This is a genomic window from Acinetobacter calcoaceticus ANC 3811, assembly GCF_000399665.1.
GTDB lineage: Bacteria > Pseudomonadota > Gammaproteobacteria > Pseudomonadales > Moraxellaceae > Acinetobacter > Acinetobacter calcoaceticus_B.
On the sequence record NZ_KB976986.1, the window covers coordinates 255919 to 272131 of the forward strand.

A 16213-nucleotide genomic window follows, 5' to 3' on the forward strand; every position below is an offset into this window, starting at 1 on the left:
ATGTCAAAAACATGGTCGCACATTGATATTTTGATACGCATTTTACATATCATTATTATGCTTGGTTTTATTGGTGCTTACTTTACTGGAGACAATGAAGATCTACACCAAGTCCACATGATGTTTGGGTACATACTTCTTATGAGTATTACCGTGCGAGTGATCTGGCACTTTTTGAGTCCACGTATTTCAACTACAACACCGTTTGGCATTAAAAAGAGAAGTAGTGTGGCAATAAGTGCGATCAAAAAATCTTTAAGCCATGCAAAATTTAAGACGATTTTTTCTAAAAATTCAATTCATTCAATCAGCATTGCACTCTTTCAAATTTCAATTGTACTTATATTTCTCGTGATTCCAATTGTGGTGGGGCTAGGGTATGCGACTGAGCATGTTAATTTTTCTTTGAAAGACTTACATGAATTTTTTGCAAACTTGTTTTTAGCTTTGGTTTTGTTGCATGTTTCAACTCTTATTCTAAATAGCATTTTCGCAAAACGTTTTCAGGGCTGGAGCATGCTAAAAATCACCCTATCAGATGCGAAAATAACTAAATTTGCCACTTTATGTCTTTTGATTCTAATAGGTACTTTTAGCTTTTTTTACTTACGAATGTAAAATGATGGCCCTAATAGAGGCGAAATTTAGTAAATATTAGAATATGTAATATTTCAGATTGATATAAATTTTATGAGGAATAAATATTTTAATTAAAAGTCAAAAATAATTATTGATAAATATCCTTTTTGAATTGTGATAAACACATGGTTTTGATATTTTAAACAGCAATAAAATAGCTTTTAGATGAATCATTTAAAAAGTTAGACATTTAAAAATATAACTGAAATTCAGGATAGGAAATAATGACAAGAATAATTGTGGCATCCAAAGAGGGTTTGGACGTTCTGCAAGATGGTCAGCTCAATAAAGTGGTTTTAAACCAACCAGCAATCATTCAAATTGGTGTAAGTCAAAAAGATATTGCATCAATGGAAAAGCAAGGTGGAAGTCTTATCATCCATTTAAAAAATGGAGAAACTCTTGTTTTAGAAAATTTCTTTAATGAAGCAACAAATACAACAGACCATTCACTTGTTTTTCCGACTGAACACGGAAAGTTTGTTGAAGCACAATTCGATGCACAAGGTAAGGTTATAGATTATAAAGGTCTAAACCATGTCACAGATTTAGCCTATACAAGCACTAGTCAACCAGCTTCATCAATGGCGATTGATGACTCCCCAACTTTTTCGATGGGCAATGTGTTAAAAGCTGGCTTAGCAGTTTTAGCCGCTGAAGGTTTATACCTTTGGGCTTTTGATAAAGATGACAAAGATGATTCGCCTGTTGATGTCCCAAACACTGCGAAACCAACAGAAGTAAAGCTTGCAGATGATGCTGTTACAGTGACTGGTAAGGCAGAGGCTAATGCAAAAATCTACATTAGAGACTTGAATGGAAATACGATTGCTTCTAGTACTGCCGATGCAAATGGTAATTTTACGATTAAGCTCGATAAGCCTTTGACAGATGGAAATAAATTAAATGTTTTAGCTCAAAATGGGGGAGGTAAAGAGTCTAGTGCTTATTCTATTACAGGTCCAAAAGATACTATTGCTCCAGATGCTCCACAAGCCCAGTTAAGTGAAGATGGCTCGATCTTGGATGGTAAGGCTGAACCCGATGCAAAGGTTTTCATTTATGATGCTAATGGCAAATTGATAGATACTGTAAAAGCAAATTCAGATGGGAAATTTTCTTACAAATTTACTCCGCCATTGACGAGTGATGCGGGTGGTAAAGTTGTAGCTGTAGATAAAGCGGGAAATGAATCTGAGCCAACTAAAATCATTGCTGGAAAGGACACTTTCGCTCCAGATGTTCCTTTAGTTGATGTGAATAAAGAAGGAACAGTAGTTGAAGGAATAGCTGAGGCGAACGCAAAAGTTCAGATAAAAGATGCTGATGGTAAGGTGATTGGAGCTGGTACGGCAAATGCACAGGGTGAATTTCAAATTACGCTTTCTTCTGCCTTAAAAGAATCGCAAAAGGCGACAATCACTGTTGAAGATGCAGCGGGTAATACCTCTAAGCCTTTAGAAATTAAATCTGGCTACGACACTATTGCACCGGATAAACCTACAGCTCAAATTAATGCAGATGGAACAACGGTAACGGGAACTGCTGAAGCTAATGCGAAAATACAAATAACAATAGGTACTAAGGTAATTGGTACGGGAACGGCAGATGCAAATGGAAAATTTACAATCACTATTTCACCTGCTTTAACAGATAATAATAAAGCGAATGTTACTGCAATAGATAGTGCAGGTAATAGTTCTGGAGCATTTGAGGTAACAGGTACAAAGGATACAACACCTCCTGATAAACCTACATTTAATAGCGTGTATAATGATAATGGGACTACTTTAAAACAAATTACTCCTAACTCAGAAACTGATGATGCAACTCCAAAAATTACTGTCAAAGTTGAACCTAATGCAACCTTAACTATCTATGATAATGGGGTCGTAATTTCGGTTATTAAAGTTGGTCAGGTAGGTGCCAATAATCTATGGTCATTTACACTTGATAAAGATTTAGCTGTTGGGAAACATACAATTACTTTAATTCAAACAGATGCAGCAGGTCTTCCCAGTGAAGAGAGTACATCATTTACCTTTTATGTGGTCGCACCAAAAGTGGCGAGTACGAGTGAAATTGTCAGTAGTGATATAAATGATGTTGTCCCTTCTGTAGCGGATAGTGTTGGATTAAATACATTAAAGCTAGTGCAAAACACAACCCATGAATCGAATAGTCAGCAGCAAAAATCTGTGCCGTTAGATGATTTATTAAAAAGCTCTTCAACTGACGCTTCTGACCCAATCGCAAAAATTTTATCTGCAACAGAGTCTAAACCAGTGGTGAATGAGCAGATTGACGTAAATAATACAGCTAGTGAGGTCACCACTCACCTAGATCAACTTCTACCAAATACGGTTTCTTCAGCTTTACCAAGTTTGTTAGATCAAACTTATCCGGTAGTCTAAAAAACCTTAAAAAAAAAGCGCTCATTGAGCGCTCTTTTTTATTTATGAATGATTTATTTTAGGTGCTTTTATAAGAGCCGCAAGTCCATAGAGAATTGCACCAATTGTTGCTAATAGCATATCTTTATGGGCATCCCACATGTCGCCTTGCTGGCCATTATAATTCTCAGCTTGCTCTGGTGATAAACCAATTGCAATCGCCCATTCAATGAGTTCATAAAAAACACTAGATGCCATGACGAACTGGGCCACAAGTAAAAACAGAGTAAAAGGCCGTGCTGTAGGTAACCAAACCTGAAAAACTCGATAAATAAGAGGGTAGAGTAAAACACCATAGGCAAGATGAACTAAACGATCATACATGTTGCGGGACCATCCCATGTATTGATCTAGATTAAAATGGAATATGTGTTGAATCCAGTCATTGTACGGAACATATGAATACAGGTAGTGTGCACCGATAATATGGATGAGCAAAAAACCTAAATAGAAAGTAAAACTTAAAAAATCGAGACCAATCTTTTTAAAAATAATAAATAAGAGAACTAACATAAAAATTGTACCCACCTGATGAAGTAAATAAGCTTCAAATTCAAGGGGCTGAATGCCGGAAATGACAATCGCAATTAAAAGTAGGCCAAGAGCAATATAGTGTTTAAGTTTGAATTTTTTTTCGATCATTTTAGAAATATAACTTTATTGTGCTTTATATCAGTGTAATAAAAAAGCGAAGCCGAAGCTCCGCTTTTTATGAACTTTTTTAATTAGATTTTGCTAATTAAATCGTTAATTTGTTTAGCTTGTTCAGCTGCATTACCTGTGTAAGTTGCAGGAGTAAGTTCAGCTAAACGTGCACGCTCTTCGCTTGGTACTTGAGAAAGTTCATCACCATTTACGAAGTTAACCATCATGTCGCGAGTCATTGCTTGACCACGAGTTAATGCTTTTAACTTTTCATATGGCTTTTCAACGTTATAACGACGCATAACAGTTTGAATTGGCTCTGCTAAAACTTCTTGAGCTTGATCGAGATCTTCAAGTAAGCGGTTTGCATTGAGCTCAAGTTTACCAACACCTTTTAAACACGCATCAAAAGCAATTAAACTTTGCGCAAAACCAACACCCATATTACGAAGTACAGTTGAGTCAGTTAAGTCACGCTGCCAGCGAGAAATTGGTAATTTTTCACCTAAGTGCGCTAATACGGCATTCGCAATACCTAAGTTACCTTCAGAGTTTTCAAAGTCAATTGGGTTAACTTTGTGTGGCATAGTTGAAGAACCAACTTCACCATCTTTCAATCTTTGTTTGAAGTAACCTAATGAAATGTAACCCCATACGTCACGGTTAAAGTCGATTAAAATTGTGTTAAAGCGACGTAACGCATCAAACAACTCTGCCATGTAGTCATGTGGTTCGATTTGTGTCGTGTACGGGTTGAATGCTAAACCTAAAGATTCAACAAAAGCTTGAGCATGCGCAGCCCAGTCAACATCTGGGTAAGCAGAAAGGTGAGCGTTGTAGTTACCTACAGCGCCGTTGATTTTACCTAATAGCTCAACATTTTCAAATTGTTTAATTTGGCGAGCTAAACGGTATGCAACGTTTGCCATTTCTTTACCCAAAGTTGTTGGGCTTGCAGTTTGGCCGTGTGTACGTGACAACATTGGTTGTTCAGCGTGAGTCGTTGCCAAAGCAGAAATCGCATTTAAAATTTGCTTCATGCTTGATACTAAAACTTCGCGACCGTTTTTAAGCATTAATGCATGAGACAAGTTGTTGATGTCTTCTGAAGTACATGCAAAGTGAATGAACTCACCCGCATTTTGTAATTCAGTAATACCTGCGATTTTCTCTTTTAAGAAATACTCAACAGCTTTTACATCATGGTTAGTTGTGCGTTCAATTTCTTTAATGCGGTTTGCATCTTCTTCAGAAAAGTCGCTAACAATTGCATCTAAAGCTGCATTTGTTTCATTTGAAAAAGGAGCAACTTCAACAATTTCTGGACGGTTAGAAAGCGCTTGTAACCAACGCACTTCTACAGTGACACGAGCATGAATTAAACCAAACTCAGAAAGAAAAGGGCGTAGCGCATCACATTTGCTGGCATAACGTCCATCTAATGGTGATAGTGCGGTTAAAGCGTTCATAACGATTCCTTAATGTTGGAATAAACATAAAACAAAAAATAATCTCTTTACAGCCTTAGATGACTTGGTACTGTAAACGAGCAAGTGCCTGAATATCCTGTAGCAATTTACGTTTGCTAAAAATCATGTTCCACGAACTACCACCGAGTTGTCGCCATAAATGGGCCATTTGCAAGCCAGTAAACAGACAAGCACGGATGCGGTTAGTGTGGTTGGTATCTTTAAATGCTTCTGCATTACCACGAACGAGAATGCGAGGGTTAATCTGCCCAGCAGTATCAACATAGGTTTGAGCCAAATTGGCTAAAATGCTTGGGTGTAAGTAGTTATTATCAAAAAAAGAAAGCTGTTTTAAAATCTTTTGCTGAGCTTTTTCAATGATTGCGACGTATTCAGGATTGCTATAGACCTTCTTTTCTAATTGCAAAAGGGACATCGCATATGACATTGGAAGCTTGGCAGTGCCCATTTTTGGAAGGCGAGATTTGGGCATATTTGTAAAAGGTTGAGTAATACAATTTTCGAGGGTTTTAAGCCCCAAAGAAATATCTGCCAACTGATTAAAAAAATCTAATGTTTGAACACCATTGTTGACTGTAGGGCGAATATTTAAACTCGCTTTGATTAACAGCTCAAAATAGAAGTTACCACTTTCACCAATACTCTGCTGACCCGTTAAAGCTGTCATGTGCGTGAGCTGGGTAGCCTGAAATACCCCAGCCAAGGCAAGGGCACGGTTTTGGCGAACATTCAAGGCTTGTGATTGTTGAAATGGTAACTCCACCATGTCATTCATTCCCTTAAATAAAATTTGGTGTAGGGGCATTTGTATGGTGAATGACACCCCCGCCTAAGCAAACTTCATCTGAATAAAATACAACGCTTTGACCCGGTGTAACAGCGCGCTGAGGTTCATCAAACTCAACTCGTACACCGTGTTCACTATTTTCATCAATAAAAACTGTACATGCTTGATCAGGTTGGCGATAGCGTGTTTTAGCTGTACAGCGTAAACCTTCAACAGGAATATTCTGTTCACCTGCCACCCAGTCAATTGACTCACTCCAAAGCTGTGTGCTTTGCATGAGAGGGTGTTCATGTCCCTGACCAATAACAAGGCGGTTATTGGCAATATCTTTATGTAGTACGAACCATGCACCTTCAGCTGCACCTTTCAAACCACCTAGACCAATTCCGCCACGTTGACCGAGCGTATAGTACATCAGACCGTGATGTTCACCAACTTCTTTACCTGTATCAAGTACAATTTTTCCAGGTTGAGCGGGCAAATATTGTTTAAGGAAGTCATTAAATCGACGTTCACCAATAAAACAGATGCCAGTAGAGTCTTTTTTCTTGGCTGTAGCAAGATCAAGTTCTTCTGCAATTCTGCGAACTTCTGGTTTTTCAATCTCACCTACTGGAAATAGGGTTTTGTTAATCTCTTTACCATGAACAGCGTGCAAGAAATAAGTTTGGTCTTTGTTATTGTCTACACCACGTAATAACGGTGCGTATGCTTCGCCTTTCGAGTTGTATGCAGTTTCACCACGGCGAGCATAATGACCAGTCGCGATAAAGTCTGCACCTAAAGTCATGGCATGATCTAAAAATGCACGGAACTTAATTTCTTTATTACATAAAATATCTGGGTTTGGGGTGCGTCCAGCTGCATATTCAGCTAAGAAAAGTTCAAATACGCGGTCCCAATATTCCATAGCAAAGTTTGCTGTATGGAGTTTAATACCGATTTTATCAGCTACTGCTTGAGCATCGGCTAAATCTTCCATTGCCGTACAGTATTCCGTGCCGTCGTCTTCCTCCCAGTTCTTCATGAAAAGACCTTCAACTTGATATCCCTGTTGAAGTAAAAGTGCTGCAGAAACAGAAGAGTCTACACCACCAGACATACCGACGATGACACGTTGTTGCATAGGACTAAGCATCCAAATGAGAAGTTAATGAGGGAGAGAAAGGGTGCTCATAAATAAGCGCTAGAGGATAATGGTGGCCTTTAATGGCATCTTCAACTGCTTTTAGCACGAGTGGACTACGGGCACGAGCAGATTCTTTGAGCTCATCTGGTGTCATCCACACAGCAGCTACAATACCTGTATCGAGTTGAGGATTATTTTCAACCTGAGTTACATGTGCCAGAAAACAAAAGCGGTAATAGGTACGATCCGGAAACATGGGCGGGGTATACGTATAAATACCAAGCAAGGCATCAATTTCAACATGATGACCTGTTTCTTCAAGTGTTTCTCGAATGGCTGCTTGAGTTAATGACTCACCGCATTCCACATGACCAGCAGGTTGGTTAAATACTGTGTGTACAAAACCTTCGCTATGTTCTTCTACAAAAAGATAGCGTCCATCTTTTTCGACGACTGTAGCAACAGTGACATGAGGAGTCCATGCGGCCATAAAAAAGCACCATGATTTAAAAGACGTATGATACGAAATTTAGGGGTTTTTGGCTACGGTGATCTGCTAAACGATATGAGTAATACTACAAAACTATATCGTTTAAAAAATCAGAATTTTATTGCTGATATTTCATAGAGCTAATTAATCTTGCTCTGCTTGAGCCGCTTTATGATTATTTTGTACTTTTACATAATGTCTTGCCGAATAAGGAAGAAATGCTAATTCTTTTTCGGTCAGTGGTCGCACTTGTTGTACTGGGCTTCCTACATACAAATAACCACTTTTTAAGACTTTGCGCGGTGGAACCAAACTTCCAGCACCAATCATCACATCATCTTCAATAATCACGTCATCTAAAACAACAGTATTGATTCCGATTAAAACTCGGTTGCCAATAGTACAGCCATGCAAAGTCACATGATGTCCAACTGTCACATCTTCACCAATAATAAGAGGTGAGCCATTAGGTTTTGCATCATTTTTATGGCTAACATGCAACATACAATGGTCTTGTACATTACTGTTTTTACCAATTTGAATACTATTTACGTCACCGCGAATAACGGCAAAAGGCCAGACAGAAACATTTTCGGCTAAGCTGACTTCACCAACTACAACGGCCATGTCATCGACATAACATGTTGTATCAACTTGTGGACGGTGTTCAAGATAAGGACGTATGTTCTTTGCCATGAGTAGTATCAAAATAAAATTTAGAAGGATTATAAAATAAAAAAGCACTCAGGCTAAATAGCGTGAGTGCTTAATTCAACTATTCAAAAATTAGAATAAATTGCTGAAGAATTGTTTAACATGGTCGATTAAGCGTGCAAAGAAGCCTGCTTCTTCAACTGGCTTTAATGCAACTAATGGCTTTTCAGCAATTACTTTGCCGTCAAGACTAGCAACAAGTTTGCCCACGACTTGACCTTTTTGAAGTGGTGCATTTAAGTTTGGTTGAACAACTAACTGCGTTTTAATGCCGTTAGCTTTGCCTTTAGGCATAGTCACACTAAAGTTTTCAGCTAGACCAATTTGAACTTCATCTTCTTTACCAAACCACACTTTTGCTTTTGCAAGAACTTGATTGGCTGGTTGAATATTTGCAGTTTCAAAGTTTGCAAAGCCCCAAGACAATAATGTACGTGTTTGGTTGGCACGTTCATTAACGCTATCTGTTCCGAAAATAACAGAAATGAGACGCATTGGACCACGTTTGCTTGAAGTTGTTAAGCAGTAACCCGCTTCATCAGTATGGCCTGTTTTTAAACCATCTACGCTTGGGTCTGTGTAAAGCAAGGCATTACGGTTACCTTGTTTAATGCCGTTAAAAGTAAATTCTTTTTCAGAGTAGATTGGGTAATATCTTGAGCTGTCTTTAATAATATGTTGCGCTAAAACAGCCATATCTTTGGCTGTTGAATAATGGCCTTCTGCCGGTAAACCAGTTGAGTTCATGAACTGGGTATTTACCATACCGATACGTTTTGCTTCCTGATTCATCATGTGAGCAAACGTGCCTTCATTTCCGGCAATATGTTCAGCCATTGCTTTTGATGCATCGTTACCTGACTGGATGATAATACCGCGAAGCATTTCTAGAACAGTCGCTGTACCATTTAAAGGGACATACATACATGATTCAGAGCTACTTCCTTTACACCATGCAGACTCGTTCATACGAACCTGCTCATTTTCAGTCAGTTCACCTTTTAATAATTTTTGTTCAATGATGTAGCTTGTCATCATTTTTGTCATAGAAGCAGGAGCAAGCTTTTCATTTTCATTTTTAGAAGCGAGAATTTGTCCTGTCTCGTAATCCATTAATACATAAGACTTATTATTTAATTCTGGCGGAGCTGATAAGACAGTTGCTGCATAAGAAAAACTTGGTACGAGGAGGAGTGCAGCAATAGCGCTTTTTCGAGTCATTCTAGGTAATTCCAATATCTTGTATGAAGCAGAAGAACCTAGCATTTTAGGATAAAGCAAAGCCGACTTCTATGGGGGAAGTCGGCTTTTTCAAACAGTATTGTAACTCAAGAGTTTTTTACTAATTTAGTTTTGCGATTGATATGCTTTCACGTCTTGGCAAACTAATGTGTTTTGCTCATCACCAGCAGCTTTTGCATCTTTACGTGCTTCTTTTAAGTATTTTTTGAAGCCTTTGTCTTTACTACGTTTTTCTAATGCAGAGACAGCATCAGTTTCATTTGGTAGATAATCTTTAACTAAACGTTCATAGCCTTGAGCAAAATCAGCATCTTTTTTCCCAATAAGACTTGGGCAAATTTCAGAAAGTACTTGAATTGCAGCTAATTCTTCAGGAGTTATGCTTTGTTGTGGAGTTACTTCAACAACATTTTCATTTTCGGTTTTCTTTTCAGTTGTTTTCTTCTTATCAGCAGCAAAACCAACTGTTGCCATGCTCATAAGTAAAACCAAAGAGAGCGATTGAACTAAGCTTTTCTTCATAAACATCGATAACCTGAAATAAAATTTTTAAATATGCGGTTAGCTTAACCAATTTAGATTTTAAAAAAATGGAAAAAATGTATTGTTATGTTGGTTTTCTGCTTAATACCAAGCAGAAAACCTCAATAAATTTCTACGCTAAAAGAGCAAAAACCTATTCTTTATAATTGACGATCTCTTCACAGAGTTCATGTTGCTCATGATGATCCATTTCTTTTGCACTTTGACGTGCTTCATTTAACAAGGTTTTAAACTCTGCATCATTTTGTAGAGTAGTCAAGGTAATTGATTTATCTGAATAGCCGTTTAGATACATCGCAATAATTTTTTGAGTGTTTGACTCAAGTTTTTTATTTGTCCCTACGAAAGCTGGACAAATTTCCTGCAAGACCTGCGTTGCAGCAATATCATCTTTAATTAAGCTATCAGCCTCTTGTGTTGAGATATCCTCATCTGCAAAAACCGCTTGCGTACACAATGTGATACTGATCCCCAATACCTGAAAAAAAGGAGCAAAAGTTTTCATTTTTTCACAATTTTATAATGCTATGGAGGCATAAATATATATAATTCAACAAATAATTCAATTGTGAAAACCTTTAGGTTTATTTGTAGAGAAAGATTTTAGTGAATATTTTAATTGCGAATGATGACGGTGTTTTTGCGCCAGGTATACAGGCTTTAGCTGATGCATTAAAACCACTTGGCCGTGTGGTTGTGGTTGCACCAGAAAGTGAAAGAAGTGGTTTTTCAAGTGCATTGACATTAGATCGACCATTACGCCCAATTCAAATTGCCGAAGATGTATGGGCAGTGAATGGTACACCAGCAGATTGTGTGTATTTATCTATGAATGGTTTGTTTGATTTCGAATTTGATTTGGTCGTAAGTGGAATCAATAGTGGTGCAAACTTAGGTGATGATGTTTTATATTCTGGAACAGTCGGTGCTGCATTTGAAGGTCGTTTAATGAAGCAACCCGCAATTGCTGTTTCTTTGGCTGGCCCTAATGTGCGCGCTTATAACGATAAAGAAGATTATGCTCAGGCTGCACAGTGGGTTCATGATTTTATTGCAAGTGGGCTTCCAGCTTTGCCTCCACGACATATCTTTAATATCAATATTCCTGATGTGCCGCAGTTACAAGGATCACAAATTACTTATCAGGGACGTCGTGCTCAATCTAAGCCTATTACTAGCCATGTCGACCCAAGAGGACGTCAAGTTTACTGGATTGGGTTGGCAGGAGAGGCGGTTACAGATCCAGAGCGTGTTTCAAGCCAGATTCAATCGGATTTCTTTGCGATCGCAAACGGATATGTCAGTGTTACCCCTATTCAAATGGATGCTACAAATTACGCCGTTTTAGAAGAACTACAGGTCAGTTTGAGTCAATAATCTGCTTCGAATGTTATAACTTTGTGAATAAAGAAAAAGAGGAACGTGTTTCCTCTTACTTTTTTGGTACTCTTAGCCGAAATGATTTGTAGCATTTAGTGAGGGAGATCGATGCATTTAATTGGGCAACAAAGCAAGCTGAATATCCAAAAAGACAAAATAATGAAAATTATGCTGTTATCTGTAGCTGTAGGTTTTACCGTGGCTATGGCTGGATGTGCTTCTAAACCACAAATTAATAATAGTTCTCGCTATGCAATGGCTCCTAACTATTACACAGTTCGTTCAGGTGATACTTTAAGTGGTATTGCAATGCGTTATGGTCTGGACTATATCAGTATTGCTGAAATGAATGATATTCCTGCGCCATATCGTATTTATGTCAATCAATCTTTGCGTTTGAAGAAAGGTTCTTCACCAAGAACAGTGTCTACGCAAGTCATGGCACAGCCTGAACAAATTAAGCGTCAAACCATTGCTCTACCAACAACACAGCCAGTTACTCCAGTAACTCAGCCGTCAACTACTGCACCGTCAACAAATACTACAGTGGCATCGGTTGCACCAAATTCGAGCTTACGTTGGATAAAACCGACTAACGGACCAGTAATTCAAGGGTTTAATTTGGCAAATAATGTCAAAGGAATCCGTTATGGTGGAAATCAGGGTGACCCTATTTATGCCGCAGCCGACGGTCAAGTCGTCTATGCAGCAGATGGCTTAAAAGAATACGGAAATCTGGTTTTAATTAAGCATATTGATGGTTACATCAGTGCGTATGCCCACAATAGCAAGATGTTGGTGAAAAGCGGAGATAATATAACCGCTGGACAAAAAATTGCCGAAATGGGGTCTACTGGAGCATCTCAAGTCATGCTCGAATTCCAGATTCGTTTGGATGGAAAACCGATTAATCCTATAAATCTTTTACCAAAATAGCTAATGCATAAAACTTAGGTTTCCTCGTATAATGTAATTGGTTGCTTTCATTACAACAATAAGCATTTTTTATAAATTTAAAATTAGATTTGAGGAAACCTATGTTAGATCAGCTTCGTGCGATGGGTGTTTTCGCTTGTGTGGTCGAAAAAAGTTCATTTAGTGGTGCTGCACGTGAATTAGGAATTACAACAAGCGCAGTGAGCCAACAGATTCGCTCGCTTGAAAATGAAATGGATGTAACTCTATTACATCGCTCCACTCGTAAACTTAGTTTGACAGAAGCCGGACAGGCTTTTTTTTCAAGCTGTCAAGAGATGTTGGCGGCCGCTGAAAGGGGAAAAATCAGAATTAATGAATTGAGGGATGACTTAATCGGGGATTTGCGTATTGCAACAACTCCTGATTTAGCTGTTCAACACCTCATTCCTGCATTATCTCACTGGATGTCGGCTCATCGCGGTTTATCTGTGCATTTCGAAGTTGGGCATCGCTATATCGATTTGATTGAAGAGCGAATTGATATTGCAGTCCGTATGAGTTCTACTCCGGTAGAAGAGAGTAGCTCTATTATTCCGATGGCTTTTGTAGATCAAATTTTGATTGCTTCTCCAAGTTATCTGAATCAGTCTAGTCCAATTGTGCATCCTAATGATTTAAAAGATCATGAGTTGTTGTCGATTAATGTCATGAATGACTCGCGCAATTTTACTTTTCAACATGTAAAAACAGGTGAAACCCTTAATATTGAAATGCAAAGCCGTTTGCAGAGCAATAATTTACAAGTTGCAAAAGCGTTATGTCAGCAAGGACATGGTATTGCACGAATTTTATATCTGGACGCTCAAAAAGAATTAAAAAATGGTTCTTTGATTGAACTCATACCAGATTGGAAATTACCAACGTTTACTTTGTATGCAGAGGTTGCCAAGCATGAACAGCAGCCAATGAAAATTCAACGTTGCGTTGAAGCACTTAAACAATATTTTAGCCAGTTAGCAGGAGGTCGAGCGATTCAAATCGTTCGTTAATTTTGCAAGTCTAAAAGTAAAAGGGCCTGTATTTTACAGGCCCTTTTTTTATTACTTCTGTTTTAATGCGGCAACTTCTTCTGCATTTCCTTGTTGCAGATCATTCGCAGTAAGTTCTTCATGCTTCTTAATTTTTTTCTTATTTTTCTTCTTCTTTTTTGGCTCTTCTTCAATTTCAGCACCATCTTCAATGGCTTGCCAATATTCAAGTTGTTCCATTACTGCTGCATAAATTGAATTTTTGCTGTATTTACCCTTTTTATCGAGTGTACCGACCGGACGAGCCATTAAAATTTCAAGTGCCTGATCAATCGTATCAATCGCGTGGATATGGAATTGACCGCTGCGAACAGCATCAATAACATCTTGACGTAGCATTAAATGCTGCATATTTTGACGAGGAATAATGACACCTTGCTTACCTGTCAAACCTTGCAATTTACATGCATCATAGAAGCCTTCAATTTTTGCATTTACGCCACCAATTGGCTGAACTTGTCCTAACTGGTTCATCGAGCCAGTAATCGCCCATGATTGATCAATTGGGATCTGGCTAATCGCAGAAATCAATGCTGAAAGCTCAGCAACAGTGGCACTATCACCATCGACTTGACCATAGCTCTGTTCAAATGCAAGCGCAGCAGAGAAGTGCAAAATCTGTTCACGGCCAAAGTGAGCTTTCAAGAAGCTAGACATCAGCAACACGCCCTTAGCATGAAGTGAACCACCAAGTTCTACACTACGTTCAATATCAAGAATATCACCGCCACCTTGATAAACAGACGCCGTTAAACGTGAAGGCAAACCAAACTCAACATCTGCGTAATGAATCACGGAGAGGGCATTGATCTGACCTAAACGATATCCTGATGTTTCGATTAATTGTGTACCACGTGAAAGATCTTGCCAGTAAAGCTCTCTTAAATAGCCTAAGCGGTATTGGCGATGTTGTAGAGCTAGGTTGATATGCTGTTCAGTGACGATCTTATCTTCGCCTTTAAACGCATGGTGGTGCGCTTCTCGGATGAGATCACCTAGAGTAGAGGCATGTAATGATAACGAGCTCTGATCTTCAGCTTGGCGGCTAGAATCAGTTAATAAAGCTGCTAAAGCACTACGATCAAATGGTAATAATTTATCGGCTTGTACATAGTCAGCAATTAACTGCATATAAGCTTGTTCATTTGCTTCATTGCGTTGAAGAGTATCGGTAAAATCTGCACGAATTTTAAAGACACTACCAAGTTCCGGTTCAACCTCTAAAATTTCATAATAAATTTCAGGCTCAGCCATTAATATCACTTTAATGTCGAGCGGAATTGCAGCTGGTTCAATCGAAATGCTACCTGTTAAAGTCAGCATGTGTTCGAGCGAAGATAATCTAAGCTGTCCAGATTTAAGCGCGCGTTTTAAACCTTGCCAAGCATAAGGTTGCTCTAGTAATTGCTCAGCTTCAAGCATTAAAAAGCCACCATTGGCTTGATGCAATGAACCCGGACGGATCAAGGTGAAATCTGTGATAATTGTGCCGTTATGGGTGAGCTGTTCAACGTGGCCGAGTAAATTATAGTGTGTTGGAAAGTCTTCAAAAATAACAGGAGCACCGCTATTTGGTTTATTTGCAACAATCACATTGGCTTGATAACGTGCAGGAACACGATTGAACATTGATGGAGCATAATCATCTTCATCTTGTTCTAAAATCAGTTCCACATTATCAATAATATCTTGCGCATATTGTTTTAAGTAATCTTCAAGTCCTTTAACCTGACCATATTTATTTAAAATAAGTTCCATTCTTGGCATAACGACTTGCGTTGCAATATCTCGATTTAACACAGATACTTTGTCACGTGCATCGTCTTCTAAATCACCCAAATGTAGACCAAGGCGATCGAGCTTTTTATCCATATAGCGAATATTGGCAGCAATTTCCGCGCGTTGTTTACTATTTAACGCATCAATATCTGTTTGGGTAAGTTCTTGAACTTGATCGTCTTTGACTTGTACAGGTACAAAGCCGTGTTTCTCATTACGGGAAATGAGTTTTAAATCGAGTTCTTCACCTTCTTTGGTCAGTTCAACAAGCGCTTGTTGTTGTACATCACCTGTTTCCTGACGGATACGTTCAATACGGTTGTGATAAGTCTCTGCACTAAAACGGCGTTCAAGTTGTTTTAAAATAATTTGCCAAGTTTGTTCATGTGCCTGTTGAAACTTAGTACCTTGACCCGCTGGAAAGCGTAGGGCAATAGGTTGACGTGCTTGTTTGAAATTATAAACATACACCCAGTCATCAGGTGTTGGCATTGTTTTGGCATGCTGCTGTAACAAACGTTTGATCATCGTACGTTTGCCTAAACCAGCAGTTCCTACTGCAAAAATGTTATAGCCTGAGTAGGGTAAAGAAATTCCCGCCTCTACAGATGCTTTTGCACGATCTTGACCTAAAAAATTATTAAGAGGTTTGATGCGTTTTGTCGAAGCTGGAATTTTTTCAAAATCTGGGATATGTGTAAGTTGTTCAGGTTTTAAAACGGTCTTATCTAAGGTCATTTTTATATCAGGTTTCTCAAAAGCTGAAGGAAATGCATTTACTGTGACGTTTGTGGTGTTTGTTTTAGCGAGTGATAAAGTTGAAATAGTCACTTGATCAAGTTTTTGTGTCACTGTTGATATCCAGCAAAAGAAAACGAAGTTTGAAGCCTAAAGGTATACAGGTTTAGCATAAAAT

15 protein-coding genes are annotated in these 16213 nt (G+C 38.4%); 5 read left to right on the forward strand and 10 right to left on the reverse strand.

The annotated features are described in order from the left end of the window. The gene (locus F935_RS02425; protein ID WP_016137448.1) at window positions 1-618 is read left to right on the forward strand and encodes a cytochrome b/b6 domain-containing protein; all 618 of its coding nucleotides are present in this window, start codon (window positions 1-3) and stop codon (window positions 616-618) included. A 245-nt stretch (window positions 619-863) separates the two neighbouring features. Further along, window positions 864-3053 carry an Ig-like repeat protein Blp2 gene (gene blp2, locus F935_RS02430; protein WP_016137449.1) on the forward strand — a complete coding sequence of 730 codons (2190 nt, stop codon included), beginning with the start codon at window positions 864-866 and terminating at the stop codon, window positions 3051-3053. A 42-nt stretch (window positions 3054-3095) separates the two neighbouring features. Here the strand turns inward: blp2 and F935_RS02435 are convergent, their stop codons facing one another. The 9 genes from F935_RS02435 to F935_RS02475 all read right to left on the reverse strand — a co-directional run bounded on the left by F935_RS02435 (window position 3096) and on the right by F935_RS02475 (window position 10637). After that, complete coding sequence (locus F935_RS02435) at window positions 3096-3734, reverse strand: DUF2238 domain-containing protein (protein ID WP_016137450.1); 639 nt, start codon at window positions 3732-3734, stop codon at window positions 3096-3098. Between the two features lie 83 nt (window positions 3735-3817). Next, window positions 3818-5206 (reverse strand): adenylosuccinate lyase, encoded by a 1389-nt coding sequence (gene purB / locus F935_RS02440; RefSeq protein ID WP_016137451.1) that lies wholly within the window; start codon window positions 5204-5206, stop codon window positions 3818-3820. A 55-nt stretch (window positions 5207-5261) separates the two neighbouring features. Beyond that, window positions 5262-5993, reverse strand: a complete 732-nt coding sequence (gene hflD / locus F935_RS02445) for a high frequency lysogenization protein HflD (protein WP_004643577.1) — start codon at window positions 5991-5993, stop codon at window positions 5262-5264. 13 nt (window positions 5994-6006) lie between these two features. After that, window positions 6007-7140 carry a tRNA 2-thiouridine(34) synthase MnmA gene (gene mnmA, locus F935_RS02450; RefSeq protein ID WP_005307300.1) on the reverse strand — a complete coding sequence of 378 codons (1134 nt, stop codon included), beginning with the start codon at window positions 7138-7140 and terminating at the stop codon, window positions 6007-6009. Between the two features lie 4 nt (window positions 7141-7144). Continuing rightward, entirely contained in the window at window positions 7145-7633 is a 489-nt protein-coding gene (locus F935_RS02455) for an NUDIX hydrolase (protein ID WP_016137452.1), read from the reverse strand. A 144-nt stretch (window positions 7634-7777) separates the two neighbouring features. Next, window positions 7778-8329, reverse strand: a complete 552-nt coding sequence (locus F935_RS02460) for a gamma carbonic anhydrase family protein (protein ID WP_016137453.1) — start codon at window positions 8327-8329, stop codon at window positions 7778-7780. A 90-nt stretch (window positions 8330-8419) separates the two neighbouring features. Next, the gene (dacC, locus tag F935_RS02465; protein WP_016137454.1) at window positions 8420-9568 is read right to left on the reverse strand and encodes a D-alanyl-D-alanine carboxypeptidase PBP5/6; all 1149 of its coding nucleotides are present in this window, start codon (window positions 9566-9568) and stop codon (window positions 8420-8422) included. A gap of 126 nt (window positions 9569-9694) precedes the next feature. Continuing rightward, window positions 9695-10117, reverse strand: a complete 423-nt coding sequence (locus F935_RS02470; protein WP_016137455.1) for an MCR_0457 family protein — start codon at window positions 10115-10117, stop codon at window positions 9695-9697. A 148-nt stretch (window positions 10118-10265) separates the two neighbouring features. Beyond that, window positions 10266-10637, reverse strand: a complete 372-nt coding sequence (locus F935_RS02475) for an MCR_0457 family protein (RefSeq protein WP_016137456.1) — start codon at window positions 10635-10637, stop codon at window positions 10266-10268. Window positions 10638-10738: 101 nt separating this feature from the next. On the opposite strand from F935_RS02475, the gene surE reads away from it, so the two are divergent. The 3 genes from surE (at window position 10739) to F935_RS02490 (ending at window position 13479) form a co-directional block, all read left to right on the forward strand. After that, entirely contained in the window at window positions 10739-11509 is a 771-nt protein-coding gene (surE, locus tag F935_RS02480; protein ID WP_016137457.1) for a 5'/3'-nucleotidase SurE, read from the forward strand. 111 nt (window positions 11510-11620) lie between these two features. Continuing rightward, entirely contained in the window at window positions 11621-12448 is an 828-nt protein-coding gene (locus F935_RS02485; protein ID WP_016137458.1) for a peptidoglycan DD-metalloendopeptidase family protein, read from the forward strand. A 101-nt stretch (window positions 12449-12549) separates the two neighbouring features. Continuing rightward, on the forward strand, window positions 12550-13479 hold the full coding sequence (locus F935_RS02490) for a LysR family transcriptional regulator (protein ID WP_016137459.1): 930 nt from the start codon (window positions 12550-12552) through the stop codon (window positions 13477-13479). A 51-nt stretch (window positions 13480-13530) separates the two neighbouring features. Here the strand turns inward: F935_RS02490 and F935_RS02495 are convergent, their stop codons facing one another. Next, complete coding sequence (locus F935_RS02495; RefSeq protein WP_016137460.1) at window positions 13531-16149, reverse strand: Lon protease family protein; 2619 nt, start codon at window positions 16147-16149, stop codon at window positions 13531-13533. Window positions 16150-16213 lie beyond the last annotated feature (64 nt).